This is a genomic window from Oscillatoria sp. FACHB-1406, from assembly GCF_014698145.1.
Classification (GTDB): domain Bacteria; phylum Cyanobacteriota; class Cyanobacteriia; order Cyanobacteriales; family Spirulinaceae; genus FACHB-1406.
This window is the reverse complement of sequence record NZ_JACJSM010000011.1, coordinates 77,783-103,424: the sequence shown is the minus strand read 5'-3', so window position 1 is coordinate 103,424 and position 25,642 is coordinate 77,783. Positions and strand designations below refer to the sequence as shown.

The window sequence follows — 25,642 nt, the reverse complement described above, 5'->3', positions numbered from 1 at the left end:
CTGCAATAATGTTGATAGGTCAAGTTATGCTAGGCTTGGGAAATTCACGACATCAGCAAGGAATTGGGGATGCTCGCCAAACTACTTCAAGCCAATATTTTAAAATTTTTACTGAGCGGAGGAGTTGCTGCTGCTCTGAACCTAGCACTAATATTTTGGCTGATTGAGGTGCGAAATTTTAATACACCTTTTTTAAGAAATGTTGCCAACGCAATCGCCATTGAAATCTCCCTTTTATTGAGCTTTTTTTTGTATCGCATTTGGGTGTGGCAGGGAGGAAACTGGAAGCTGAGAGACGTGCTGCTGCGGCAAATCCCCCTCTACCACATTTCGGCGGGGGCGGCAGTCGTTTGTCGGATATTTTTGATTTTTCCGCTCTTAGATTGGTTGAAAGTCAATTATGCCGTCAATACATTAGTTGGCGTACTGTTGAGTGCCGCGATCAATTATGTTATTAGCGATCGCCTAGTTTTCAAACCCAAAACTCAATCGCCCGCAGAAGGGACAACTGAGATATATTACCCGGAAGGATTAGCTCCCGCACTTGTACGCGATCGCAAGTTAGCGCCGCCAACTTCTAGTAATATCTCAGCCTCAACCGACAAAAGTATTACTCTACTCTCTTTGGTGATTCCCGCTTACAACGAAGAAGGTTGTATCGTCCCTACAGTGAGTGCGATCGCTCAAACCTTAGAATCCCAAAACATTCCTTACGAAATTCTCGTCGTCAACGATAATAGCCGCGATCGTACAGAAGAACTTCTCCAAACTGTTAACCAGCAAATTCCAAACGTTCGCTATATCAATAACTATTATCCTAATGGTTTTGGGTTTGCCGTTCGCTGCGGGTTAGAAAACTTTCGCGGCGATGCTGTCGCAGTCGTTATGGCAGATAATTCCGATTCCCCTGATAATATCGTAGATTATTATTATAAATTACAAGAAGGCTACGATTGCATTTTTGGCTCTCGCTTTATTCGCGGTGGAAAAGTGATTGACTATCCCTCTCACAAATTAATCGTTAATCGCCTTGCTAACTTATTCATCCAAATTCTTTTTGGCTTAAAATTAAACGATACAACTAATGCGTTTAAAATTTATCGGAGAGAAGCAATTGAGGGAATTTCTCCCTTGCTTTCCCATCACTTTAACTTAACCGTAGAAATGCCATTAAAAGCAATTGTTCGCGGTTATTCTTATACGACAATTCCCATTACTTGGCGCAACCGCGCAACTGGGATTTCTAAATTAAAATTAAAAGAAATGGGAAGCCGTTATTTATTTATTGTGCTTTATATTTGGCTTGAAAAACATCTTTCTAGAGGCGATTATTTTCGCAAGCACGAGCGAGTTTTAAACCTACAGAGTCAAAAATAATGAGTCGAAATGTCTTAATTACTGGGGGAGCGGGCTTTTTAATGTGGGTGGCGGGAAAGAAAATGCGTTGTCGCTTTTGGAAACTACGCAAATTTGCCAGGAATTAACGGGTTATCAAATTGAGATTGCGCCCGTCCCCGAAGCGCGTACCGGAGATATACCTATTTTTATTAAGGACTCGCGTAAAGTTATGATAGAGACGGGATGGAAACCCCAAAGAGATTCAAAAAAAACGCTCGGAGATATTTATCAATGGATCGTACAAAATGAAGAGCAGGTGCGTGGCATTTTTGGCTGATTTGCGTGATAAGAATCGAAGGCAATAAGCTGCAAAAACAGATGAGAAACAGTAGCCGTTAAAAATGGATTAAAGCAGTGTTTATCCTATCAAAAAAATCATCGCTTAATTGGCTTGTTGGTCTCGCGATCGCGTTACTCATTCACCTGTTTAGCGGCATCACAACTTTGGCACAAAGTATGACAATAATTCAAGTTTCCGGTAAACCTTGGGGCATCAGTACGCGCTATATGGGTGCTTGCGAAGGAAATGTGAATTTTGATGTCCGCGATTTGCAAGATTTGGGGATGAATACTTACCGAATCTATGGCGGTATGTCTCGCTGGGAAGCTGAAGATGATGATGGACGATATGGCTGGCCTTCAATTGCTGAAATTCAAGCCAATCCCGCAATTATTAACTGGGATTGGTGGGATAAAGTCATGACAAATCCGCCGAATCGCAGCGATTATTGGTGGTCGGGTTCTTCTGAGGAAATTTGGCAGGGGAATGCTCGAACAATTTTTGGCACGCTAAAGCAAGCGGGTATTAAACCCGTTCTCACGATTCGTAATGTTGATAACTCGTGGAATCCTCCTTGGGCATTACAACTTAATCCTCCCCGAACTGAAGCAGATTGGAACGAGTGGTGGGAACATATTTTTGCAACGGTTTACTGGCTTAATGTGCGTAATGACTATCGGGTTGATGAGTTTGAAATTCATAACGAACCAGACAATCGCGCTCAAGGTTGGGGAGGGACTCAGAGCGACTATTTTCAACTGGTAAAAATCGCGAGAGAGGCAATTGATTTTGTTTATCGGACGTATTTGCCGACTCGGACTTACCATATTCACGCTCCTGTGACGGTTGGCGATAGCAGTTGGCCCGCTCTTGCTTTACAAGAAATTCCTAGAGAGTTTAGCAGTGTTAATATTCACGACTACAATCGCGATATTTCAGATTATATTGGGCGGGTTCGAGGATGGATGAAAGATACAGTCCGCGAAAACTCAGATCTGTGGGTCAGTGAATGGGGAACTTATGAAAATGAATACGATACGCTACCTTTAGCGCTCAATCTAATTCAGAATGCGATTCGAGGTTCGCAACCGGAAAGTTATATTTACGGCAGTCATATTTTTTCGTTGTACGATTGGGGAAAAACAAACGGTTTTAAAGGGTTAATTGGAGCGACGGGAGAACGGCGACTCAGTTACTATTCTCTGCGAATGGCGATTCGAGTTTTACAGGGCGGACGGACGACGTTTCAATCCTCTACCAATAACCCCGATTTAATGGCGATCGCGACCCAAGACGAGCAGAATAATTTATACTTGTTGGTCGTTAATGCGGGAGAAAAATCTCACTCCGTTAGGACGGATTTAACAGCATTAAGGACGAAGGGAACGGGGACGATGTGGGAATTTAGCGCGCGCGTTCGCGATGAGGTTGTGGGTGAAGTGGCGTTGGATAGAGGACAAGCGAGTTTTGAGGTTCCGGCGCTCGGCGCGATCGCGATCGCGTTTCCAGCAGCTTAATGTTTGAATATAATCAGAGGGCAGAGCATTGCTCTGCCCCTACCGTTCGATAATTTTCAATCGTCCGTTGTTAACGATCGACAATTATTTGTTCGGTTGCGGAGTCATGCGTAAATAAGACTTAATTTCCTCAACGCCTTTGGGAAACTTCTGCTTCGCTTCTTCAGTGGGAATCGACGGAACAACGACTACATCGTCCCCATCTTTCCAGTTAACCGGCGTTGCGACTTGATAGTTATCTGTCAACTGCAATGAGTCAATAACGCGCAAAATCTCTTCAAAGTTGCGTCCGGTGCTAGGCGGATAAGTAATTGTCAAGCGCAATTTTTTCGCAGGATCGATCACGAAAACGGTACGCACCGTCAGTTTAGCGTTAGCGTTAGGGTGAATCATCCCGTAGAGATCCGACACTTTATTGTCCGAATCTGCCAAAATCGGATAGTTGACGGTCGTTTGTTGCGTTTCGTTGATATCGCCAATCCAACCTTTATGAGATTCAGCATCGTCCACGCTCAAGGCAATAACTTTAGCATTGCGCTTGTCGAACTCGGACTTGAGTCGAGAGACTTCGCCCAGTTCGGTGGTGCAAACGGGGGTGTAATCTGCGGGGTGAGAGAAAAGCACCACCCAGCTATCGCCTGCCCAGTCGTAAAATTTAATCTCGCCTTCGCTAGAATCTTGAGTAAAGTCTGGTACTGTATCGCCTAGTTGTAGGTTTGCCATAGATCGTTCTCCTTTAGAAGTTAGCTTTGAGATAGAGGCAACCTTTAAATTTTCCCACAAAACTCCGGTATGTCTATCGGGTTTTAGCGCTTTGTAATGAATTCTTCGCTTCCTATTCACGAGACATTTCAACAAACCCTTCAAGGCGAAGGGTACTGGGCGGGTACGCCTGTTGATTTTATTCGCTTGGCGGGTTGTCCGGTTCGCTGTCCGTGGTGCGATACGGGGTACGCCGAGGGCGGTATCGGCTTACCGCGCCGGATGATGACGTTTGAGGAACTGTTGGGGGAACTGAAGTCGCCGCGCGTAGTGATTTCTGGGGGCGAACCGTTTTTGCATTCCCAGTTACCGGGGTTAATTGAGGTTTTGGAGGCGGCGGGGAAAATGGTCGCTATTGAAACTTCCGGCGCGTTCTGGCAGGAAATTTCGGCGCGAACTTGGGTGACGTTAAGCCCGAAACAGCACGTCAGTCCCCGCTATCCCGTCCATCCGCAAATGTGGAAGCGCGCCAATGAAATTAAGTTGGTGGTGGAGACGGGTTTGGAGTTAGAATTTTATGCCCCGTATCTTCCGCCGGAAACAATGATTCCTGTATTTTTACAACCAGAATGGACACAGCGCGATCGCGCTCTGCCGATTATTCTCGACTTACTTCAGCAATTTCCTCAGTATCGTCTCTCCGTACAATTACATAAATATTTGCAAATACCATAGATTTAATGGAAGAATGGACGATATATAAAGAATTTCGCTTTGAAGCGGCTCATCGCTTGCCTCACCACGATGGCAAGTGTCAGCGCTTGCACGGACATAGTTGGGTAGGGCGAGTTTACGTTCGGGGGCAGCAGTTAATTGAGAGCGGCCCCAAACAGGGCATGATTATGGATTACGGCGATCTCAAGCAATACATTCAGCCGCTACTCGACCATTTCTTGGATCATTATTATTTGAACGAGACGACGGGATTGGAAAATCCGACGAGCGAAGTTATGGCAAAGTGGATTTTTGAAAAGCTTGAATCTTCGGGTTTGCCGGGATTATATGCGGTGGAAATTCAGGAAACTTGTACTTCTGGGGCGCGGTACGTTCGGGCGGTTAATCCCTAAAGTAGTACATCGACAAGGGGAGACGGGGAGACGGGGAGAAAAATTTGACCCCTAGTTTTAAGCTTGTCAAGGTAGTACATCGACAAGCTTAAAATTGTGCGTTCCAAAAATCCGGTTTCTCCAAGAAACCGGGTTTTTAATTCGAGGGAAATCAAGCAGATGGCATTTTGGCGAATTTAGACAGTTCGGGATTCATGCAAGCCCAAGGTTGAGCGCTAGCGGTATAAATGTCCATTGTTGGACTGAACCAACTGGAATCGTCAAGATTGCCTGCCGCCACAGCAAGTAATTCCGGGTTGGGCGGTTGAGAAAATAACCGAGAACCGCAAACCGGACAGAAACCGCGTCCGACGGGCTTACCGCTGTCGCCCGTGACTTGATACCATTTGACTTCTCCCTCAATTTTGACAGCATCGCGCGGCACTAAAAACCCAGAAGCAAAAGCGCCGCCTGTAGCTTTTTGACAGTCGCGGCAGTGGCAATTCGCCATGACTATCGGATCCGCCGATCCTTCGTAGCGAACAGCACCGCACGAACAGCCGCCAGTAAAATGTCTGGTCATAATTTTGTATCCCCGCGATCGCGATGGTTAGCCGATTATTATACTGCCCAAGTCGGTTGGCGACAAATCAAGCGGTTAATCTCGCCGTACTTCAAAGGTTGTCATTATCGGTTGTGAGGAGAGTGATTCATCGATGAGTCGCACTTCGCGGACTTTAGCGCCGGGTGGCCCTTGATGACACCATTGAACCACGCGATCGACCGCCGCGCGATCGCCCTCCAACCAAGCTTCCACCCTTCCATCGTCTAAGTTCCTCACCCAGCCCTTAATCCCGTATTTTTGCGCTTGCCGTACCGTGGAGTAACGGTAGCCAACTCCTTGCACGAGTCCGGAAATGAGAAGACGGACGCGGAACGGTTTTGAGGACGTTGTAGAGTCTTCCATAGAATAGGTACGCAATCTTGAATAGCTTGGGTGCAATTATACTGAAGCTTGAATGCTTTTAGAGTTCGATTTTTGACAACCGTAAAAACGAGCGCTCGTTTTAATATAGGGACGTTCGATTAAACGCCCCTACGAGTTCGGAATGGCTGTCGCTCAGAACGGTTATGAAATCTGGGATTAAGCAGCGATGGGTTCTCGCACGGGTGACGCGATCGAACGTCCGACGGCCGTCGCGATGGGTTGCAACTCCCGTATCAAATTTACAAACTCCGGCAGCGAGAGGGCTTGCCGCGCGTCAGAGACGGATTGTTCGGGCTGGGGGTGGCATTCTACAATCAAACCGTCCGCCCCGCAAGCAATAGCAGCTTTAGCGAGGGGGGCGACGAGTTCCCGTTTCCCAGCAGCGTGGGAAGGATCGACAACTACAGGCAGGTGGGTGAGTTGTTTGAGGGCGGCGACGATGCCTAAATCGAGGACGTTGCGCGTGAAAGTATCGAAGCTGCGGATTCCTCGTTCGCAAAGGACGACGTTGGGGTTGCCGTGACTGAGGATATATTCCGCTGCACCGATGAATTCTTCGAGGGTGGCGGCGAGTCCGCGTTTGAGGAGGATGGGTTTATTGGCTTGGCCGAGGGCTTTAAGCAGGTCGAAGTTCTGCATATTGCGACTGCCTACTTGTAGCATATCGGCTTTGGCAGCGATCGCGTCAATTTGAGCGATCGACATCACCTCTGTCACCACGGGTACATCGAAACGCCGTTTAATCTCCGCTAAAATATCCAATCCCGTTTCGCCCAAACCTTGGAAGGCATAGGGAGAAGTGCGAGGCTTGAAAGCGCCGCCGCGTATGGCTTGTACGGGGGCGTGACGGAGTTCGCGCGCGACGGTTTCCATCTGCGCTAAACTTTCTACCGCGCAAGGTCCGCCGATGATGACGATTTCCTGCCCGCCGAAGGTTACGGTATCGGACAGGGAAACAAGGCTGACGTGGTTGGCGTGGACTTTGCTGGCGAGTTGTTGAATAGACACGATTAGTGATTCCTCGAGGGGGTAAAGGGAACGATTTTGAGATTAAAAAAGCCCGGACTCTGGGAAGAATCCGGGCGGACGAGACAGCAAGCAACTTCTACCCAGATTTCAATGGGGGATACCAAAAGAAGAAAAAGTAGAAGTTGTTGTGGGTAGGGGTCATTTTAGCGATCGCTGACTATCGTCTCAAAAGGGTATTAGCTGAGTAGCGCCTTAATTTTAGGTACGGTTTGGCTAGTGCATTAAAAAACCGCTGCTTCTAGAGCTAGCGGTTCGCCGAAAGTGTCCGTGCCGAAGCGGGATTCACCTTGGGCGAACCTTGCTAAACCAAAAATAAAAGTAAGAGGCGCTGTAGAACACTGAACGGACAGATTTTTTACAAGTATTCCAAACCGTAGCAGAGAATTTGCCCTGTGTCAATCCCTTCGCCGAGTGGATTAAATTTTTAAAGGTAGGCTATAGTGAGACAAATGTGCTACTTGGAGGAAAATGGAAATTAATATTAAAACATTAACTCCTCTCTGGACTGGGGGTGTGGAAACTGGAAAGTGCGATCGCATCCACGAAACAGGCATCCTAGGTAGTCTGCGCTGGTGGATGGAAGTGCTGGTGCGAGGATTGGGCGGTCAAGTCAACGATCCAACCTCTGAAAGTCGCAGCGGCTTAGACCCTTATAAATTTGATGCCCAGAAATATCGCAAGTTGCAAGATGAAGCTGAACGCCGCCAATACTTACGCCATGCTGGATTATGCGATGTGTCACAAATTTTCGGTGCAACGGGCTGGAAACGACGATTTCGGTTAGAAATTGAGGAAACTCAAGTAGTTAACGCCACAATTAAGCATCCTATTCGAGCAAATCGTACTTATTATACAGATAAACAGAGCAAGCAGAAAACACCAACTTGGTACTTTCCAGAACCTCCCAATACTCCAAAGACTGGCATATTTACTCTAAGAATTCATAGCTTAAACCCAGATTTTAAGCCAGAAATCATTGGCGGATTGATTCAGTTTATAGCTGATTATTCGGCATTGGGTGCGCGACCTCAAATGGGTTTTGGTGTAATTGAGATAGAAGAGCGCATTAATACACAACCGCTCTGTGACTGGCTCTTTTCTATAGACGGAAGTAATATTTATCCAGATCTGCCTTCGCTATCGAACATCTTTCTGGCGCAGATTCAACCCAAAGACTCAAATCCTTCGTTTAGCGAACAAGACACTTTTAACTTAAAGTATGACCTTCGTAACTGTTTTAGGGCAGAAGAGGAAATTAGAACAGAAGAGAATAGAATTCAGGTCAAAACTGAATCCAAAAGTTTAATTCTTAACAAAGACAAGAAGGATAGAAGCATAAGCGAGGTTGATGGTAACAAAGATTTACGCCACTTCATCATGGGCGCGGTGAACGGCGATCGCATAGCTGCCAAAGTCAAAATTTCTCGTCCTTATAAGAATGACAAGTTGATGCGTATATGGGGTTGGGTTCCAGAAGAGGCGGATGTTTACAAAAATGGATGGAATCGAGAAAAGGTCATAGATGCCATTTATCAACACCTGAAAGAAAACTATACGTTGCATGGTTGGCGAGAAATGAACTCGGAGAGAGATACTGTCACCGCAAATCACACTGATGTTCGAGGATTTCTTCGTAGCTTGTTGCAATTGCAGGAGGATGAATAATGCAGTACGACTATTATGCTTTTCGGAAAGAGCAATTAAGCGAGCCGCTAGATGAACTCGATCGAGCAAAGGTAGAAATCGATGAAGCGAAACAACGTAAGGATAAAAATGCACGTCAACAGGCAGAAAGGAAGATAGAGCAAGCTGCTGAAAAATCAGTTCAGATTGAACCTCATCTTGCGTATCTGTGGTTTTGGGCAGAAAAAGAAGAAAACGATAGGGAAGCCAAACAAGCTAAAGAAGCAAATAATAAAACTGAAGAAAAAAAGGCTAAGGAACAAGCAAAACTCAACTCCGAAAATGCCAATTGTATTCGTGATGCTTGGCGGAAGCACTTAACCGCTGACAAAATCAAAGAGGATTTTCACTTCACGCCAGATATCTCTGCTCTAAATTTTCTACCATCCCTTAGCTTCATGCTACGGGTTCCCTTCAAGCTACGGAAACCCTATCTGAGTAAGGACGATCGCGCTTTTCACCTCCTCGATAATCCCGTTCGTAAAGACAAAGTGTTTCAAACTCCGATGGTTGCTTCGACCAGTTGGAAAGGAGCCTTACGAGCAGCACTATGGCAGTTAGATTATAAAGAAAACAACGAACAAATTATTCGACTATTCGGTGATGATCGTGAAGATGAAAAAGGACAAGCAGGTCGTCTCTATTTTTATCCCACTTTCTTTGACAAGATTGGATTGGAAGTGATTAATCCGCACGATCCCAAAAAAGGAACTTCTGCACGGGGACCTATTTACATAGAATGTGTTCCCAAAAATGCTACAGGTGACTTTGTGATTCTGTATATACCTTTTGGGAAAACTAATGAAAGCGAAGTTGCTAAAGATTTAGAATTGGTGGCGAAAGGGGTAGAAGCGATGCTGACGGTTTATGGTTTTGGAGCAAAGACCAGCAGTGGTTTTGGGGTTGTAGAAGTGAGTGGAAAAGTAGATTTTGCGATTCGGGCTGATTGGTCAGAGTTAGCAGAAACTTCGCCTCCAGCCAAACAGCCAGAATTTTTGAATGATGATGGCAATCTCAAACAGGGTTTTTTGAATCCTGACGGCAGCTTCAAAACTGAAAAACAATACAAAATTTTTCTGCAAAGTCAAGGAACAAATCATAACAAAAAGCTATATCAGGATGCTAAAAAGTGGTTGGAAGCCAATGCGAAAGAGTCAGCATCTGAATCAAAATCACTACAACCTATGGCTAAGATGTCTTTTGTAAATTTGAGTGAGTTGAGCGATCGGGTCAAGGAAATAGCAAAGAATCTATGTAATGGAGGTAAAGAAGCATGACTAATTCTTTCTGGCGACCATCTGATGAGCAACGGCGCACAATTCTGTTAATGGAAGCTCTTGGACTAATTCATGACTTGGGCAAAATGAGCGATCTCCTCTTAAAAAGCCAAGACCCTTCACTTTCAGAGCAATATGGGTACAATCTGTTATCCGATCCGCGTACTATGGATATTTACAAGCATTACACAGATATACCTGGCAATCCAAGCGCAGAATTTATTCAGGAAATCTTAAATACATCTACTCATCAAGTTTGTGCATTTAGTGAACGCGCAGATTTAAATAATCTTCTCACTAACATCAAATTGACATGGATTAGTGAGCAATATAGATTTGCTGAATTAATGCCACTTTTAACCAAAACTAAATTGTCGGTAAACAAAGACGCTGATTGGAATACAGTTGTTGGTAAATCCATGCAGCCTGGACTTCTCATCGGCTATCTTCATGGCATTGCCCATATTGATAAGGAAGGCGATCCCAGAGAGCATCAACAACCTTATAGTAGTGTATTTCGTGCTACACCATTTGGTTATGAAAACCAAGTAGGTACGGAGGGAGTTAATGAATTAACAAAAACATTGAATAAATTACCGTTAAACGATATTGAAAAAATCACTACTTTCCAAAGATCTCAGTGGCTAGAAGAAATGAAAGTATTGATGAAGCGAGGTTTAGCAGATAACCGAAGACCTCACAATGAAATATCTCTTTGGGATTGGGGCTATTCGGTGGCTACACTGACTAAAGCAGCAACTAATTATATCTTTAAAAATGGTTGGCTACCGAATCTCAAAGACTTACCCTTTTGTACCTTACGGATTAACCTAGATATTCTCGAACGCTATAAACGCAGCGACAAGATTAGTGATTTGTTAGGAGTCAAGCAAGTCTTTGATGATGCTTTCAAAGAAGTGCAAATACTTTTTGAAGAAACCTATGCTTTGGGAAATAAACTTTATCGAGACGAAACAGGTGCTTATTATTTACTGCCAGATATTTTTAGTGGTTCCGAACAAATAGCACTAAGAGAACAGATTCAATCATTATTTCCAGCCGATTTACGTCCACAAGTATATTTTAGCACTCCAATTACAGCAGATGCTCTGCATCATGTTCAGGCAGGGGAAGATAATTCACATTCAGATCGAGCCAATACTCATAAAGGGGATGCACAGAAGTTAGTGGCTGGATCGCGCACAGAGGCATTAAAAGAAAAGTCTATTAGTGCTGATAACAATCTTTACCTTTTTAAAAGGGAATGGAAGCAGGATCGTCCTGAAAATGCTGAAATTTGTAAAGTGTGTGGAATGCGACCTGTTGGTTATCCACGTCAAGATTCGCAAACTAATACTACAGAAAAACTTTCTCCTTTGGCAAAACAAAAAAAAGCAGAACAACGCAAAATATGCCGGGTTTGCTTGAATCGCCAGGGTCGTCGTTCCCAGCAGTGGGTCAAAGACATTAATCAGAAAAGTCCACAGAATACAATCTGGACAGATGAGGTTGCTGATGATAATGGTCGTTTAGCTCTTTTTGTCGGCAAATTAGGTTTGGAAGGTTGGCTCGATGGTACGTTGCTTTCCACGATTCAAGTTACTAAGAAAAATAATGTTACAAAGAATCCCTCTCCTGCTCGGTTGTATCGCATTGCTGAAACATCTCGCGTTTTTTGGGAAAATATCGTGGATAATGTGATGCCTACAGTCGTTCAAGCATATCCTTTCCGCCTAGAGCTACATTCAGAGAACAATAATCTCGCAGATATTGGCGATTATCATGCTTACGATTTAGATTTTAATGGTGTAGTGCTAAGTGTTGTTTGGGATTTGCCTAATAAGAGATTTTTAACAACCGATAACTTGAACTATTTTGCTGCTCAGTTGTCCGTAGATACGACTAAAATAATCGGTGAATTGCAAGGAAAAATTGTTCGAGTTTCAGAACCTTCTAGCTTTCTACAAGCTAGCAAATCAAAAACAACAGTAAAGATTCAAACTGTTCGGCAGATAGATCGCTATCGGCCTGCTATTCCTCTGCTTACTGAACCAACTTTATGTTTAATGCTAGTTCCTGCAAATAAAGCATTAGAACTGGCACATCAAGTCAAGAAGGAGTATGAAGAACAAATGGGACGGGTGCGCGATCGCCTTCCCTTAGATATAGGACTAATCTTTTGCAATCGCCGCACTCCAATTCGTTCTGTGCTAGAAGCAGGTCGGGCAATGCTAAATATCTCAAGTCAATTCGATATGTATAGTGGCAAAGGCTGGGAAGGCTGGCGATTGATGAAACAAGAGAACTCTGGAGGCTTTTGCAAATTAGACTTTGATAACGGGATTACTTGGAAAACACCAATAGTTGTTGGTGATGGTAGCAAGAAAGATGAGTGGTATCCCCGGTTATATCAGGGTTTTTCTTGGGGAAAAGAGGGTCACAAGCCAGAATTAAGGCATATTTTTGATTTAAGGCCTCGTACTCCCCAGATGCCAAAAGATAAAGGACAAAAAGTATGGGTTAGACCGAGCCATTTCGATTTTGAATTCCTCGATAGCACCGCCCGCCGCTTCGAGATTTACTACGACGAAAACGGTCGCCGTCCGCGCCAAACACGCCCCTTCTACCTCGAAGATTTAGACCGATTCGAGAAACTCTGGGACATTCTAAAAACCCTAGAAACCTCACAGCGCCATCAGATAATTCATACTATTGAAGCCACTCGCGAGACCTGGTACGGGCAAGATGAGAAAAATTCCGCCCTGACAGATGACGTATTTAAGCAGTTTGTTGAAGATACCCTGGCGAATGCTGCATGGCGTAAGGACAAAAAATGGTGGAGTATTCCTGAAGCTGAACGTCAACAACTCATTCAAGCTGGAGTGCGCGGCGAACTAGCAGACTTGGCAGAACTACACATGGAAATCTTAAAGGAACGGTAAAGAAAACAAGAATGGCAACCTATCAACGACAACGCTACCTATTTATGACCCTCGACCCCGTGCATATCGGTACGGGAGGCTATCGTCTCGGACGAGTTGACAACAGCATCGTGCGAGAACCGGGAACTAAAATTCCCAAAATTCCTGGTACGAGTTTGCATGGGGCGGCGCGATCCTATGCAGCCCAGTTGTATGAAACACCCGAAGCCGCCGGACAAAACCACGACAACATTGAAAATCCCGATGAAAATCCCGTTTGCTATACGTTTGGCTATATCAAGAAGTCCAAGAATGGTAACAGCGATGAGGGTAAAATTTATTCTGGTGTGGTAAATATTTTTGATGCCCATGTCTTGCTGTTTCCCGTCCATTCGATGGTCGGAGCAGTTTGGGTTAGCACAAAAGAGCGTTTGGAAGACGCAGGCTTTACAGTAGAGAACCTACCAAATGACTGGAATAATATCAATACTGCGGTATTAAATTGGCAGCGATCGGATGCTCTAAATTTGGGATGGTTAATGCTTCAAGTTTTCGGACAACAAGCAAAGATAACAGCACCTACTAAATGGAAAGATGAAAAACGCTATCAAGCAATTAATAAGATTGTTTTAGTCAAAGACGCGCTCTTTAGTCAAATCGTAAATAGTAACCTGGAAGTGCGAACATCAGTAGCCATTAACCCTGAGACTGGTGCAGCCGAAGAAGGTGCATTGTTTACTTACGAAGCGATTCCCCGTGCTACATTTTTAACCGCAGATGTCGTTTTAGATGATTATCGTCAGGCATTCCCTCAAGTTACGAAAGAACTGCATACAGGAGATATTTGGAATGATTCTCTAGATGTAGTGAAAGCAGGATTTAAGCTAATTGAATGGCTCGGCGTTGGTGGCATGGGGACGCGCGGTTTTGGGCGCATGGCACCGATTGGTGAGCCGATAATAGAGTCATCCGGCAAGGAGCAAGATAATGAGTAATACTGTTATTAATCTCGATCGCCTCGCCGCACAGCACGCTCAGGCAGCGATCGCTAACACGAAAGATAGCAAGTCTAAAGATGTAGAAAATACAGTAACTAAAGCATTAGGTGTGCTGCAAGAAAATGGCGTATATGCCTGCTTTCTTTACTTGCTGGCAAAAGAGAAGGAATTGGGCAAGAAAATTATTGAAGAGATGTTGAATTTGCTAGAAGGATTAGGATTTGGTTGGAACCAACCCGGAAAAGAGAACAGTCCTGAAGTTGTCTTGAAGTACATTACAGACCATGTAACACAAGACTTGGAACGGCTATTGCTGACAAAAGAAACCCTGGAACAAATGTTAATTTATGCCCGCTATGGAGCAAAGGCGCGGGAAGAAGCTACACAGCAAAAAGAGGAGGCAAGTCCGTGACGTGGAAAGCCTATCGAGTAGTATTTAAATTATGCTCCCCGATGCACATCGGCTGCGGCAAAATCGGCAATGTGCAGCGCACCCGCCCCTATGTGACTGGACGAGTATTCTGGGGTGCACTAACGATGCGATTAACCCGCGATGAAACTAAGAGTTCTGCGACTGATTCTAAGCAGTATGAAGAGTTTGGAAAAAAAGTTCACCAGCAATTAGCTTATACTTACTTTTATCCGGCAATAAAATCAGAAAATCCAGACTATGAAATTGCCTTTTCTTGGCAAGACGAGAACCTGTTTCGCCGCCGTTTTCTAAGCAGCTATACCAGCACTGCCTTAGTATATCCCCAACAAGCGGCTGATGAGGGATTACTGCACGAAGTTGAGTTTATTTCACCTCGCACTCTAGATGAAGGGAAACAGGTTGACCTGATTGGGTATGTGTTTGAAAAAGAGGGCTGTAATCTAAAGTGGAAAGATGCCTGTAAACGGCTACAAATGGGCGGCGAGCGTGGCTATGGTTGGGGTGATGTGCAATTAAAATGTATTGATAAGAAAGATAGTAAAGACAAGCAATTGTTTAATGCAAGCTATCACTGGGAAGAGCAGGGCGATCGCATTATGATTAAAGTGCTAGAATCGGCAAATATTTTAGCCCATACGATTGCTGAGAATGTGGCTGCTAAGGGTGAAATCGAGCCATTAGTGGGGCGGGAATGGCGATCGCACAATTCAACCAACAATCATGCAGGTCAGCACGTCGAATATTTCGGACTCTGTTGGACTCCAGGAAGTATAGTAGAGCGATCGCTGGATTTTGCGATCGGAAATTTTGGGATTTGGCATTTACCAGAGTGACTTTGTGCCAAATTCACCTTTAATTCCTCTCGACTTAACGCCTACTAAATCCGGATAGAGTTCTTGGCTGGGTTTGTAGGAAATGGGCGATCGCAAACTGCTTGTGGTTACAGCATTTTTCGTTTACGTGAGGTACACCGTGCGGGCGAATGCCATTCGCCCCTACCCAGGGCTTGGGTGAATAATACTAAGAACGGTATCAGTCCGCTCGTTGAACCGAGCCGAACGAAATATAGCGTTTTTCATATGCGTGAGGTACGCTTTTTTAAAAGTCCCCCTTAGTAAGCTACTGTGTACACACAAGTAGAAAATTGAGACCCCCAATCTGTATAAGCCTTGCTAGGCAAGGCTTTCACAATTCAGAGTTGATTCTTAACAACTCAAGCTTATTGAGAAAGAGAAACGAGCCATCGGCTCTTGAGACATCGGAATGTTCCGAAACGGTTCCGCGATCGAGATGTGTGTACACAGTAGCTTAGTAAGGGGGATTTTAGGGGCGCGGATTTCGAGGTCTCCTCGAAATTAAACGCCGCCCCGTGGGGGATCGCTCTGTACCTCATTCAAGTGAAAACTGCTATAACTTTGTCCATTATCCATTATCAATTGTCAATTATTCCTTAAACCTTACATATTGGGTTCGACTCTTCCCCCTTCAGGAAAAAGAGGATCTGAAGGCAAAGGACTATTTTCAGGAAAAGTATGAACGATGAAAGGAAGACTTGCCCCGCCTAATCCTCGCGCGATGCGATCGGGTGTTTCTTCAAACAGGACGAATAAAGGGTAAATACGCTCGGAACCTTCACTGATTAAATGTTCTTGTTGGGGGGGCATTAACCATTCGTAATCGCCTTCGAGCAAAACTTGAGTTTTTCGCCAGCGTCCGAGTAAGTCGGAAAAATCTTCTTGGGGGCGGTGAATATAAACGAGAATTTCTGCCCCCATTTTAATTTTCCACTCCGGATCGCACATGAGAAGGGCGACATCGCAGGGCAGACAGAGGGCAGAAGTTGAGGATGAAGCAATGCTACTCCCTCGCGTTGCTGAATTCGAGTCGCGCAGGCGCACGACGGGAAGGGGCAACGCGATCGCGCTTTCGTAAGGACGGCGCATACTGGGTAATAATTCCAGATAAGGCCGATGCTGTCTTAAAAGCGCGATCGCTTCGTCGCGGTTGCTATACTGCGAGAGCAGCAATTCGTAATAGGAGCGTTTAACAGTCACGATCTTTTGTGGGTAAAATTTAATGATGCGATTTCCACCGGAAACCGCATCGCGGCACGAGAATTAACCCAATTGGTCAAAGATTGCAAACATCGGCAGATACATTGAGAGCAAAATTGTCCCAACAATTCCGGCTACGCCCACCATCATAATCGGTTCGATTAAACTCGTTAAAGCTTTAACCGCTTGTTCGACTTCATCTTCATAAAAGTCTGCCACTTTCAACATCATGGCATCCATTTCCCCGGTTTCTTCGCCAACGCTAATCATCTGCAAAGCAAGCTGCGGGAAAACGCCGCTTTTATCCAAAGCAAGACTGAGCATTCCCCCTTGTTGAATATCCGATTTTGCAGCGTCGATCGCGTTAGCAACCACTTGATTTCCTGCCGTATCCCGCACGATATCCATACAATTCAGAATGGGAACACCCGAACGGGTTAAAGTACCAAAAATGCGACAGAAACGAGCAACTACCGTCTTCTGGTTCAAATCTCCAAACAACGGCGCTTTCAGGAAAAAGCCATCAATTTGCAGTCTTCCCATCGGGGTTTTATAGTAAAGTTTGTATGCCGTCACAATTCCCACGATTGTCGGGACTGATAGTACCCAAAACTGCCAAGAGCGGAACGTAGAACTTAAAAACAGCATGAACTGCGTTAAGGGGGGAAGTGTCGTTCCTAAATCCTTAAAAATTCCGGCAAAGATCGGAATCAAAAAGATCGTCATCGCGAAAAATACGATCACTGCCAGCGAACCGACTGCTACCGGATACGCCATCGCCGATTTAACTTGGTTGGCTAAGCGTTGAATATTTTCTAACAAGATAGCAAGGCGATCGAGAACTTGGTCGAGAACCCCCCCCGTTTCTCCCGCTTCCACCATACTTACATACAACTGATCGAAAGAATCGGGGTGCTTGCGCATCGACTCGGAAAGACTCGTCCCCTCTTCCACATCTTTAGAAATAGCCACCAATGCTTTTTTCAGCTTTGGATTGGGACACTGATCTGTTAAAATACCGAGACAGCGGACGATCGCGACTCCAGCGCTCACCATAACCGCAAACTGACGCGAAAAAATAGCCTTATCTTTAACCTTAACCGTTGCTATTTTAGCGTTGAGTTCGTCAAGATCGAGGCTGAACGGATCTTTTTTTGCATCGCCAACGGTTGGATATTTATTAAAGAGTTTGCTGCGAGCGGATGCCGCATCATTGGCTTTAATTCTTTCTTTGAACGTTTTTCCTGCCGCGTCTTTAGCTTGAACAATAAAGGTAGGCATTTTTAAGCTCCGTGAATTGAGGAGTTTAGTGAGAATGAAATTAGAAATCGGGCGAGTTTGGATTGCCTTCTCAGAAAAGAATTGAACCTTATCTGCTAGCTTATGTTAAAATAAACCCGCCCTGAAAGAAAATTTAAGTTCAATTCAGCGCACAAGAATTATCGTTTTGCGGCTCCCGCTCCCGCTGCCCCGACGAGGCGCTGGAGTTCTTCGGGTTTACTGCTCTTCGATATTCCTTCTTCATAAGAAATCGTACCGCTTTGTACGAGGCGCGCTAACGATTGTTCCATCGTCTGCATTCCTAACTTAGCTCCAGTTTGAATCGCAGAGTAAATTTGACTGGTTTTACCTTCCCGAATTAAGTTCGCGATAGCGGGAGTAACGATCATGATTTCTTGGGACATTGCCCGTCCGAATTCACCCGGTTTAGGATTGGCTTTTTTGACCAAACTTTGACTAAAGACTGCGAGTAAAGATTGAGACAATTGCGCCCGAATTTGACCTTGTTGCTCGGCAGGAAATACGTCGAGGATACGGTCGATTGTTCCAGCCGCCGAGTTCGTGTGTAGCGTTCCGAAGACTAAGTGACCGGTTTCTGCGGCGGAAGTCGCTAGCGCGATCGTTTCTAAATCCCGCATTTCCCCCACCAGAATAATATCCGGGTCTTGCCGCAGCGCGCCTTTTAAGGCATTCGAGAAACTCTTTGTATCTTCATTTTTTTGACGCTGGTGGATTAAGCTTTTAATGTTAGGAAAAACATACTCGATCGGGTCTTCAACCGTGAGAATATGCTCGGCGCGGGTACGATTGATTAAGTCGATCATCGCAGCCAAAGTGGTCGTTTTACCCGAACCCGTTTGCCCGGTCACTAACACCATCCCTCGAGGTCGTTCTGCCATTTCGCGCACGATATTCGGCAGTTGCAGTTGGTCGAAATTGGGGATTTTCGAGGAAAGCGCCCGCATACAAGCCGCCCAGCAGCCGCGCTCTTTATAAACATTAAGGCGGAAACGTGCCAGTCCTTTTACGCCATAGGAAGAATCGAGTTCCCAGTTTTGCTCTAAGTCCTTCCGTTGTTTGTTATTGAGCATACTGAAGATCAACCTTTGGCACTCTTGAGCCGTCAGCGCTTCATCGTCAATCGGTTGAAGTTTGCCGCTAATGCGGAAATAAATAGGAGCGCCAGCTTGAATGTGAACGTCCGAGCCTCCAGCTTCAACCAGTTGCTCCAAAACATCTTCGATCATTAATTCCACTGCCATGAGTTTTATCTCCTTAGTTATCTCGTGCGAGCAATATTGAATTTAAGTTTGATGGGGCAATTTCCAAAGCCCTCGCTGGGCAGCGAGCATTCTGCGTTATTTCAGAATTTCGAGCCTTATTTGCCGCTTCTCGTTTTTAAGATGCCCGCATCTGAGGCGCTAACGATCCCCACTTCATTATTTAGCCCTGCCCTTTTTAAGGATATTGCTTCTCGAAGTCCGTTTTAGCGCCTCAACCGGGTGGCGAGAACCGACTAATCGTGGAAGCGCGGAGTCATACAATAAGGGCATTCCGACCACTCCTGATGGAGTTGAGCGCTACAAGCGCGACAGGTCAGGACGCTCTTGCGCTTAGCCTTCATTTCGGCTTCTAAACCGGAATCGGTGAAGGTGACGCGCTCGACTTCTTCAAGGGTAGTATGTCCTTGGCGAACCAGCATTAAGCTGTAGGCTAGCAAGGTTTTCATGCCTTCATCAACGGCAGCTTCTTTAATTAATTCGGTGGAAGCGCCTTCGTTAATCAAGCTTTGCAACCGTTCGGTAATACGCATAACTTCGTAGACCCCAACGCGACCTTTGTAGCCGACTCCGTTACATTTTTGACAGAGTTGACCGCTATTTCTTAGGCTCTCGCGTTGGTCGGAAGAGATAGTATTGGCTTGATGGAAAGCGGAATCTTCGAGGCTAGAGGCGGGCAGTCCGAAGCGTTCGAGTTCCTCAAGGCTGGGTTCGTAAGGAATGCGGCAGTCCGTACAAACTTTGCGCATTAAGCGCTGAGCGAGGATACCCAGCAACGCGCCCGAAATCATGAAGGGTTCGACTCCCATTTCATCGAGACGGGCGATCGCACCAGCAGCATCGTTAGTGTGCAGCGTGGTTAAAACCAAGTGTCCCGTCAGCGCCGCTTCGATCGCCGTTTTTGCTGTTTCTTTGTCGCGGGTTTCCCCCACTAGAATCACATCGGGGTCTTGTCGCAAGAAGGAACGCAAAATCGAGGCAAAGTCCATTCCCTTTTCTCGGATGACCTGCACTTGCGTAATTCCCGGCAGCGAGTATTCAATCGGATCTTCTGCCGTGCTGATGTTTACGCCGGGGTCGTTGCGTTCGGCAAGAACGGAGTACAAACTGGTCGATTTACCCGAACCCGTCGGTCCTGTCACCAAAATCAAGCCGAAGGGACGACTCGCCATGTCGCGAACGATTTGGAGGGTGTCGGGGTCGGTAATGAGTATATCCAGACCGAGTTGGGTTTGCGTGTTGTCGAGAATCCGCAGTACGACTTTTTCCCCGTAACGACTGGGGAGGGTACTAACGCGGAAATCGACTTTGCGCCCTTGGAAGACGCGCCGAATTTTACCATCTTGGGGCATACGGCGTTCGGCGATGTCCAATTCAGCCATGATTTTAAAGCGGGCGGACACGGCTCCGGCAATTTTCTTGGGCAAGGACTCGAAGGCTTGTTGGAGTACGCCGTCTTTGCGGAAGCGGACGCGCAAGGATTCTTCTTGAGGTTCGACGTGGATGTCCGATACGCCGTCTTGCAGCGCCTTCATTAAGATTTTATTGACCAAGTTGACAATTGGTGCGCCTTCTGCATCTTGAGCCGCACCGATATCCATGTCACCTTCATCGGGTGCGTCTTCGAGTTCGCCCCCAAAACTGAGATTGGAGACATCGACCGCTTTCTGTTCTTCGGCTTGCTTGGTTTTACGCAGTTGTTCGTCGAGATAGCGCTCTAGCAGCTTTTGGTAGTCTTCCATTGCAATCACCATGCGCTGCAAGCTGATGCCTTGAGGCCGCAGGATGCGCTTGAGTTCGTCTTGAGCCTCTAGGTTATCGGGAGAGACCATCGCCACCAGCAAGGAGGGCGGTTCGCTATCCTTTTGCATGAGGGGGACTAATTTATAGCGGCGACAGAGGTCGATGGGGATGAGGGTATCGATCAGCGCGCCCATTTGATTTTGGGTGACGGGATCGATTTCCGGATCGAGGGATTCAACGCCGTAGAGTATTTTAAGTTCAAATAACTGCTGTTTTTTATATTGGCGCAGCAGTTCGGGCGAGAGTTGCCGCCCAGTCATCGACTCCAAAATTTCGGTCAGCGGGCGGCCGCTTTTGCGCGTTTCAGCTAAGGCTTGCTGCATTTGCTCGCCATCGACATAGCCCGCTTGTACGAGTTGGCGACCGAACGGCGAGAGATCGTTACTGAGTAAGGCGACAGCGCGGGAACGCTTTGATAATGGTGATTGAGTCATAATGAGTGAAAATATCTCCGTTACCCGACCGGGATGGACGCGATGCGAAATGCCCCTCCCCAACTCGGGTGCAAGTGAGGTCGTTCATCCCTTTCCTAGATAATAACTGCTCCTCGGACTCGATGGGTGCGTATGTAGGGCTTGCGATCGCTAATGGCAGAAAATCTTTCAGATAATGTTAAATTTAATTACATCGAGCGCGGTTTAATTTTCAATGCGAACTGCGATCGGGCGAACCGGAACTGTCGCGGGCGAGCGGTTCAGTCTCCGAAAGCCCTGGAGGGGAGCGGTATAATTCAAAACATCAACCGCTACCGCAGTCTGCAAGATTCGGAGTCAGCGCTCTAGCAGAACTCCGCCTTGCGAGGCGCACTCCCCCCGATTGCTCTCCCATTTGAAGGGGAAAATCCCATTCCTACGACATTCCTGTAGTTTTTTGAAGCAGACCATGATTGACGAGCAAAAGCCACCCGAATCCTCCCAAGAATCGACTTCCGAATCGGCGATGCCATTAGAGGGTGAGGGCAACTCCGAGGCAGAGACGATCGCGCCGGAACCTTCGGTTCGGGAAGCAGCCGAGAGTGCCTCGGCTTCGGAAGTCTCCGCCGCCAGCGCCAGTGAGGTTGCTAGCTTAAAGCAAGAACTCGAAGCCCTCAAGCAGCAAATCGACGAGCGCGATCGGCAACTCGACAGCTACAAAAACCAACTCGTCAGAACGGCCGCCGACTTCGATAACTTCCGCAAGCGCACGGTAAAAGAAAAAGAAGAGTTGGAGTACAAAATCAAACGGGATACGATTATGGATTTGCTGCCCGCTGTGGATAACTTCGAGCGGGCGCGATCGCACATCAAGCCGAATAACGATGGCGAAATGGAAATCCATAAAAGCTATCAAAACGTTTATAAAGATTTAGTCGGCGGCCTCAAACGCATTGGCGTTTCGGCGATGCGCTCTGAAGGCGAACCTTTCGATCCCAACTATCACGAAGCGATGTTGCAGGTTCAAACCGACGAACACCCCGAAGATACGGTGATCGAACAATTGGTTCGCGGCTACCTGCTTGGCGATCGCGTTTTGCGCCATGCAATGGTTAAAGTTGCTGCTCCCAAAGAAGCCGTGGTAACCTCAGAAGAGGATGCTTCAGCTTCGAGTGGCAACTCGGATTTATAAAAAAAATCCCTGCCTCCCGGCGGGGGAGTCTCTCTCAAAAAAAGCCTTTCGCACACATCTACTCCAAAGCGCTATGGGAAAAGTCATCGGTATCGATCTCGGGACAACCAATAGTTGCGTTGCTGTTTTGGAGGGGGGGAAACCGATCGTGGTTCCCAACTCTGAAGGTGGACGAACAACTCCAAGCATGGTAGCCTTCGGCAAAGCCAACGAACGTCTCGTCGGTCAGTTGGCCAAGCGCCAAGCCGTCACCAATGCGGAAAATACGGTCTACAGTATCAAGCGATTTATCGGTCGTCGCTGGGACGATACGGTGGAAGAACGTTCGCGCGTTCCCTACAATTGCGTCAAAGGGCGCGACGAAACGGTAGATGTCAAAATTCGCGATCGCCAATACACCCCCCAAGAAATCTCGGCGATGATCTTGCAAAAGCTCAAAGCCGATGCCGAACAATTTCTGGGCGAACCGGTGACGCAAGCTGTCATTACCGTTCCCGCCTACTTCACCGACGCTCAGCGCCAAGCCACCAAAGATTCGGGAACGATTTCCGGCCTCGAAGTGTTGCGAATTATTAACGAACCGACGGCGGCATCCTTAGCCTACGGGATCGACAAGCAAGATCGCGAACAGCACGTCCTCGTCTTCGACCTCGGCGGCGGAACCTTCGACGTATCCGTCCTGCAACTGGGCGACGGCGTATTTGAAGTCAAAGCCACCTCCGGCAACAACCATCTCGGCGGCGACGATTTTGACACCACCATTGTCAACTGGATGAGCGCTAACTTTACCGAAAAAGAAGGCATCGACCTCGCCAAAGACAAAATGGCCTTGCAGCGACTCCGAGAAGCCGCAGAAAAAGCCAAGGTCGAACTCTCCAGCGTCATGACGACTTCGATTAACCTGCCCTTTATCACCGCCGACGAAACCGGACCCAAACATTTGGAAATGGAACTGTCTCGGGCGAAGTTTGAAGAACTCGCCAGCGACTTAATCGAAGGCACATTAGAACCCGTTCGTCAAGCCCTCAAAGACTCCGACCTGACCACAGAAGAGATCGATCGCATTCTCTTCGTCGGCGGTTCCACCCGTATTCCCGCCGTAGGCAATGCCGTGCGCAAATTTTGCGGCGGCAAAGAACCCGATCGCTCCGTCAATCCCGACGAAGCAGTCGCCCTCGGTGCTGCCATCCAAGGCGGTATCCTCGGCGGCGAAGTCGAAGATCTACTCCTACTCGACGTAACCCCGCTCTCCCTCGGTATCGAAACCCTCGGAGAAGTATTCACCAAAATTATCGAGCGCAACACCACCATTCCCACCAGCAAATCCCAAGTCTTCTCCACCGCTATTGACGGGCAAACCTCCGTTGAAATCCACGTTCTGCAAGGCGAGCGAGCGATGGCAAAAGACAACAAAAGCTTGGGCAAATTCCTGCTAGCGGGCATTCCCCCCGCCCCGCGCGGCGTTCCCCAAATCGAAGTCAGCTTTGAAATCGACGTAGACGGCATCCTCAAAGTCGCCGCCCAAGATAAAGGCACCGGCAAAGAGCAAAGCATCCGCATCACCAATACCGGCGGTCTCAACCCCACCGAAGTCGAGCGAATGCGGCAAGAAGCCGAAAAATTCGCAGAACAAGACCGCCGTCGCGTCGAAATCGTCGAATTGCGCAACCAAGCCGACAGCATCGCCTACACCTACGAGTCCACCCTCAAAGATAGTGGCGAATTCATCCGCGAAGACCTCAAAGTTACCGCCGAACAAAAACGTCAAGTGATGGAGGCAGCCTTTGAAGACGGCGCAGCAACCATTGCTGAAGTCAAAACTAAGCTCGAAGAATTCAAACAAGCCGTTCTTGCCGTCGGTTCCGATCTGTACAACCGTTCCGAACGAAGCGGCAGTTCCGAACGGAGCGGTAGTGACGACTTTGAACCCGTCGATGACGACAAATCGCCCTTCGCCTCCGAACCGGAGGAATCGGCTCGATCGTCAAAGAAAGAGGAAGCGGTAGAAGAGGAAGATTTCTTCAAGTTTGATTTTGAAGATGACGATGACGACCGGACGGTGGCAGCCGACTACGAAGTCGCCGAATAGGCGCTTGAATTCCATTTCTCCCAACAAACGACCCCATTCACCCCTACGGACGACAGACGCACTATGGCAGGCGACTACTACGAACTTTTAGGAATCTCTCGCGATGCAACGCCAGAGGAAATCAAGCGCGCTTACCGTCGCCTCGCCCGGAAATATCACCCCGATGTGAATAAAGAGGCGGGAGCAGAGGAACGGTTCAAAGAAATCAATCGCGCTAACGAAGTCCTCTCCAACCCCGACACTCGCGCCCGTTACGACCGCTTCGGCGAAGCAGGCGTTTCCGGAGCGGCGGGTGCGCCGGACTTCGGCGATATGAGCGGTTTTGCTGACATCTTCGAGGCCGTATTCGGCGGCTTCGGGGGGATGGGAACGGGCGCAACCGCCGGTCGGCGCACCGGACCGGTACGGGGCGACGATTTGCGCCTGGACTTAAAATTAGAGTTTCGCGAAGCGATTTTCGGCGGCGACAAAGAAATTCGCATCCCGCACCTCGAAACCTGTAAGGTGTGTAGCGGTAGCGGCGCGAAGTCGGGAACCGGCTCAAAAACTTGTCCGACCTGTAACGGCAGCGGTCAAATTCGTCGTTCTACTCGCACGCCCTTCGGCAGTTTCGCGCAGGTTTCCGCCTGTCCGACTTGTAACGGCGAGGGACAAATTATCGAGCAGAAGTGCGAAAATTGCGGCGGTGCGGGGCGCAAACAGGAAACGAAGAAACTGAAAATTACGATTCCGCCGGGGGTCGATAATGGGACGCGGCTGCGCGTGGCTCGCGAAGGGGATGCCGGACAACGCGGCGGCACTCCCGGCGATCTCTACGTTTATCTGTTTGTCGAGGAGGATAAAGAATTTAAGCGCGAAGGAATTAATATCCTTTCGGAAATCTCGATTAGTTACTTGCAGGCAATTTTAGGTTCGCGCCTGAATGTCAATACGGTCGATGGACCGATGGAAGTGACAATTGCGCCCGGAACGCAGCCGAATACGGAGTTGCGACTCGAGGATCGCGGCGTGCCGAAGTTGGGCAATGCCGTTAGTCGCGGCGATCAACTGGTGACGGTGCGAGTGGATATTCCGACGCGCACCAGTGCCGAAGAACGCGAGTTGTTGGAAAAGTTGGCCAAGCTAAGAGGCGAGAATATTGGTAAGGGCGGAATTGAAGGTTTTTTAGGTAAGATGTTTGGATCTTGACAAATGGATA

Annotated in this window: 23 protein-coding genes; 15 read left to right on the top strand and 8 right to left on the bottom strand. The window is 47.3% G+C overall.

Annotated features, from left to right (window positions below):
- Positions 1-69 precede the first annotated feature (69 nt).
- From H6G50_RS12905 to H6G50_RS12895, 3 genes are all read left to right on the top strand, one after another.
- The gene (locus tag H6G50_RS12905) at positions 70-1,377 is read left to right on the top strand and encodes a glycosyltransferase (protein ID WP_190716851.1); all 1,308 of its coding nucleotides are present in this window, start codon (positions 70-72) and stop codon (positions 1,375-1,377) included.
- 76 nt (positions 1,378-1,453) lie between these two features.
- Complete coding sequence (locus H6G50_RS12900) at positions 1,454-1,675, top strand: hypothetical protein (protein WP_190716849.1); 222 nt, start codon at positions 1,454-1,456, stop codon at positions 1,673-1,675.
- A gap of 77 nt (positions 1,676-1,752) precedes the next feature.
- Positions 1,753-3,195 (top strand): hypothetical protein, encoded by a 1,443-nt coding sequence (locus H6G50_RS12895; RefSeq protein WP_190716847.1) that lies wholly within the window; start codon positions 1,753-1,755, stop codon positions 3,193-3,195.
- An 84-nt stretch (positions 3,196-3,279) separates the two neighbouring features.
- Here the strand turns inward: H6G50_RS12895 and H6G50_RS12890 are convergent, their stop codons facing one another.
- The gene (locus tag H6G50_RS12890) at positions 3,280-3,918 is read right to left on the bottom strand and encodes a peroxiredoxin (RefSeq protein WP_190716845.1); all 639 of its coding nucleotides are present in this window, start codon (positions 3,916-3,918) and stop codon (positions 3,280-3,282) included.
- 96 nt (positions 3,919-4,014) lie between these two features.
- On the opposite strand from H6G50_RS12890, the gene H6G50_RS12885 reads away from it, so the two are divergent.
- Positions 4,015-4,632, top strand: coding sequence for a 7-carboxy-7-deazaguanine synthase QueE (locus H6G50_RS12885; protein WP_190716843.1), 618 nt, complete (start codon positions 4,015-4,017; stop codon positions 4,630-4,632).
- A 5-nt stretch (positions 4,633-4,637) separates the two neighbouring features.
- Complete coding sequence (gene queD / locus H6G50_RS12880; RefSeq protein ID WP_190716841.1) at positions 4,638-5,024, top strand: 6-carboxytetrahydropterin synthase QueD; 387 nt, start codon at positions 4,638-4,640, stop codon at positions 5,022-5,024.
- Positions 5,025-5,175: 151 nt separating this feature from the next.
- On the opposite strand, the gene H6G50_RS12875 is transcribed toward queD, so the two are convergent.
- The 3 genes from H6G50_RS12875 to aroF all read right to left on the bottom strand — a co-directional run bounded on the left by H6G50_RS12875 (position 5,176) and on the right by aroF (position 6,999).
- Positions 5,176-5,586, bottom strand: a complete 411-nt coding sequence (locus tag H6G50_RS12875) for a GFA family protein (RefSeq protein ID WP_190716838.1) — start codon at positions 5,584-5,586, stop codon at positions 5,176-5,178.
- Between the two features lie 75 nt (positions 5,587-5,661).
- On the bottom strand, positions 5,662-5,970 hold the full coding sequence (locus H6G50_RS12870) for an acylphosphatase (protein ID WP_190716836.1): 309 nt from the start codon (positions 5,968-5,970) through the stop codon (positions 5,662-5,664).
- Between the two features lie 177 nt (positions 5,971-6,147).
- Complete coding sequence (aroF, locus tag H6G50_RS12865) at positions 6,148-6,999, bottom strand: 3-deoxy-7-phosphoheptulonate synthase (RefSeq protein WP_190716834.1); 852 nt, start codon at positions 6,997-6,999, stop codon at positions 6,148-6,150.
- Between the two features lie 489 nt (positions 7,000-7,488).
- Here aroF and cmr1 point away from each other — a divergent pair, with 489 nt between their 5' ends.
- From cmr1 to H6G50_RS12835, 6 genes are read left to right on the top strand one after another with little or no spacing between them, the layout of a single operon-like run.
- Positions 7,489-8,685 (top strand): type III-B CRISPR module RAMP protein Cmr1, encoded by a 1,197-nt coding sequence (gene cmr1, locus H6G50_RS12860; RefSeq protein WP_190716832.1) that lies wholly within the window; start codon positions 7,489-7,491, stop codon positions 8,683-8,685.
- Entirely contained in the window at positions 8,685-9,980 is a 1,296-nt protein-coding gene (locus H6G50_RS12855; protein ID WP_190716830.1) for an RAMP superfamily CRISPR-associated protein, read from the top strand. Before cmr1 ends, H6G50_RS12855 begins: the two co-directional genes overlap by 1 nt.
- Positions 9,977-12,922, top strand: coding sequence for a hypothetical protein (locus H6G50_RS12850; RefSeq protein WP_190716828.1), 2,946 nt, complete (start codon positions 9,977-9,979; stop codon positions 12,920-12,922). Before H6G50_RS12855 ends, H6G50_RS12850 begins: the two co-directional genes overlap by 4 nt.
- A gap of 11 nt (positions 12,923-12,933) precedes the next feature.
- Complete coding sequence (gene cmr4 / locus H6G50_RS12845) at positions 12,934-13,896, top strand: type III-B CRISPR module RAMP protein Cmr4 (protein ID WP_190716826.1); 963 nt, start codon at positions 12,934-12,936, stop codon at positions 13,894-13,896.
- A complete protein-coding gene (locus tag H6G50_RS12840; RefSeq protein WP_190716824.1) occupies positions 13,889-14,311 on the top strand; it encodes a hypothetical protein in 423 nt (140 codons plus the stop codon). The genes cmr4 and H6G50_RS12840 overlap by 8 nt, the downstream gene beginning before the upstream one ends.
- The gene (locus H6G50_RS12835; protein ID WP_190716822.1) at positions 14,308-15,165 is read left to right on the top strand and encodes an RAMP superfamily CRISPR-associated protein; all 858 of its coding nucleotides are present in this window, start codon (positions 14,308-14,310) and stop codon (positions 15,163-15,165) included. Before H6G50_RS12840 ends, H6G50_RS12835 begins: the two co-directional genes overlap by 4 nt.
- Positions 15,166-15,789: 624 nt before the next feature.
- Here H6G50_RS12835 and H6G50_RS12830 read toward each other — a convergent pair.
- From H6G50_RS12830 to H6G50_RS12815, 4 genes are all read right to left on the bottom strand, one after another.
- Complete coding sequence (locus H6G50_RS12830; protein ID WP_199302884.1) at positions 15,790-16,386, bottom strand: hypothetical protein; 597 nt, start codon at positions 16,384-16,386, stop codon at positions 15,790-15,792.
- A 63-nt stretch (positions 16,387-16,449) separates the two neighbouring features.
- A complete protein-coding gene (locus H6G50_RS12825; protein ID WP_190716821.1) occupies positions 16,450-17,667 on the bottom strand; it encodes a type II secretion system F family protein in 1,218 nt (405 codons plus the stop codon).
- 158 nt (positions 17,668-17,825) lie between these two features.
- Positions 17,826-18,929 carry a type IV pilus twitching motility protein PilT gene (locus H6G50_RS12820; protein ID WP_190716819.1) on the bottom strand — a complete coding sequence of 368 codons (1,104 nt, stop codon included), beginning with the start codon at positions 18,927-18,929 and terminating at the stop codon, positions 17,826-17,828.
- Between the two features lie 254 nt (positions 18,930-19,183).
- Entirely contained in the window at positions 19,184-21,184 is a 2,001-nt protein-coding gene (locus H6G50_RS12815; RefSeq protein ID WP_190716817.1) for a GspE/PulE family protein, read from the bottom strand.
- 153 nt (positions 21,185-21,337) lie between these two features.
- Between H6G50_RS12815 and H6G50_RS12810 the strand changes: the two genes are divergently transcribed.
- From H6G50_RS12810 to dnaJ, 4 genes are all read left to right on the top strand, one after another.
- A complete protein-coding gene (locus H6G50_RS12810; protein ID WP_190716815.1) occupies positions 21,338-21,532 on the top strand; it encodes a hypothetical protein in 195 nt (64 codons plus the stop codon).
- A 100-nt stretch (positions 21,533-21,632) separates the two neighbouring features.
- Positions 21,633-22,355 (top strand): nucleotide exchange factor GrpE, encoded by a 723-nt coding sequence (grpE, locus tag H6G50_RS12805; protein WP_190716813.1) that lies wholly within the window; start codon positions 21,633-21,635, stop codon positions 22,353-22,355.
- 73 nt (positions 22,356-22,428) lie between these two features.
- Positions 22,429-24,444 carry a molecular chaperone DnaK gene (dnaK, locus tag H6G50_RS12800; protein ID WP_190716812.1) on the top strand — a complete coding sequence of 672 codons (2,016 nt, stop codon included), beginning with the start codon at positions 22,429-22,431 and terminating at the stop codon, positions 24,442-24,444.
- Between the two features lie 63 nt (positions 24,445-24,507).
- On the top strand, positions 24,508-25,632 hold the full coding sequence (gene dnaJ, locus H6G50_RS12795; RefSeq protein WP_190716810.1) for a molecular chaperone DnaJ: 1,125 nt from the start codon (positions 24,508-24,510) through the stop codon (positions 25,630-25,632).
- Positions 25,633-25,642 lie beyond the last annotated feature (10 nt).

Bases quoted from the DNA above. Each gene is read 5' to 3' on its own strand.
- H6G50_RS12850 (WP_190716828.1), top strand. From the start codon at position 9,977: ATGACTAATTCTTTCTGGCGACCATCTGATGAGCAACGGCGCACAATT.
- dnaJ (WP_190716810.1), top strand. From the start codon at position 24,508: ATGGCAGGCGACTACTACGAACTTTTAGGAATCTCTCGCGATGCAACG.
- H6G50_RS12820 (WP_190716819.1), bottom strand. From the start codon at position 18,929: ATGGCAGTGGAATTAATGATCGAAGATGTTTTGGAGCAACTGGTTGAA.
- H6G50_RS12890 (WP_190716845.1), bottom strand. From the start codon at position 3,918: ATGGCAAACCTACAACTAGGCGATACAGTACCAGACTTTACTCAAGAT.
- H6G50_RS12885 (WP_190716843.1), top strand. From the start codon at position 4,015: ATGAATTCTTCGCTTCCTATTCACGAGACATTTCAACAAACCCTTCAA.
- H6G50_RS12810 (WP_190716815.1), top strand. From the start codon at position 21,338: ATGGCAGAAAATCTTTCAGATAATGTTAAATTTAATTACATCGAGCGC.
- grpE (WP_190716813.1), top strand. From the start codon at position 21,633: ATGATTGACGAGCAAAAGCCACCCGAATCCTCCCAAGAATCGACTTCC.
- H6G50_RS12815 (WP_190716817.1), bottom strand. From the start codon at position 21,184: ATGACTCAATCACCATTATCAAAGCGTTCCCGCGCTGTCGCCTTACTC.
- H6G50_RS12870 (WP_190716836.1), bottom strand. From the start codon at position 5,970: ATGGAAGACTCTACAACGTCCTCAAAACCGTTCCGCGTCCGTCTTCTC.
- H6G50_RS12855 (WP_190716830.1), top strand. From the start codon at position 8,685: ATGCAGTACGACTATTATGCTTTTCGGAAAGAGCAATTAAGCGAGCCG.
- cmr1 (WP_190716832.1), top strand. From the start codon at position 7,489: ATGGAAATTAATATTAAAACATTAACTCCTCTCTGGACTGGGGGTGTG.
- H6G50_RS12875 (WP_190716838.1), bottom strand. From the start codon at position 5,586: ATGACCAGACATTTTACTGGCGGCTGTTCGTGCGGTGCTGTTCGCTAC.
- queD (WP_190716841.1), top strand. From the start codon at position 4,638: ATGGAAGAATGGACGATATATAAAGAATTTCGCTTTGAAGCGGCTCAT.
- H6G50_RS12825 (WP_190716821.1), bottom strand. From the start codon at position 17,667: ATGCCTACCTTTATTGTTCAAGCTAAAGACGCGGCAGGAAAAACGTTC.
- H6G50_RS12840 (WP_190716824.1), top strand. From the start codon at position 13,889: ATGAGTAATACTGTTATTAATCTCGATCGCCTCGCCGCACAGCACGCT.
- dnaK (WP_190716812.1), top strand. From the start codon at position 22,429: ATGGGAAAAGTCATCGGTATCGATCTCGGGACAACCAATAGTTGCGTT.
- cmr4 (WP_190716826.1), top strand. From the start codon at position 12,934: ATGGCAACCTATCAACGACAACGCTACCTATTTATGACCCTCGACCCC.
- H6G50_RS12905 (WP_190716851.1), top strand. From the start codon at position 70: ATGCTCGCCAAACTACTTCAAGCCAATATTTTAAAATTTTTACTGAGC.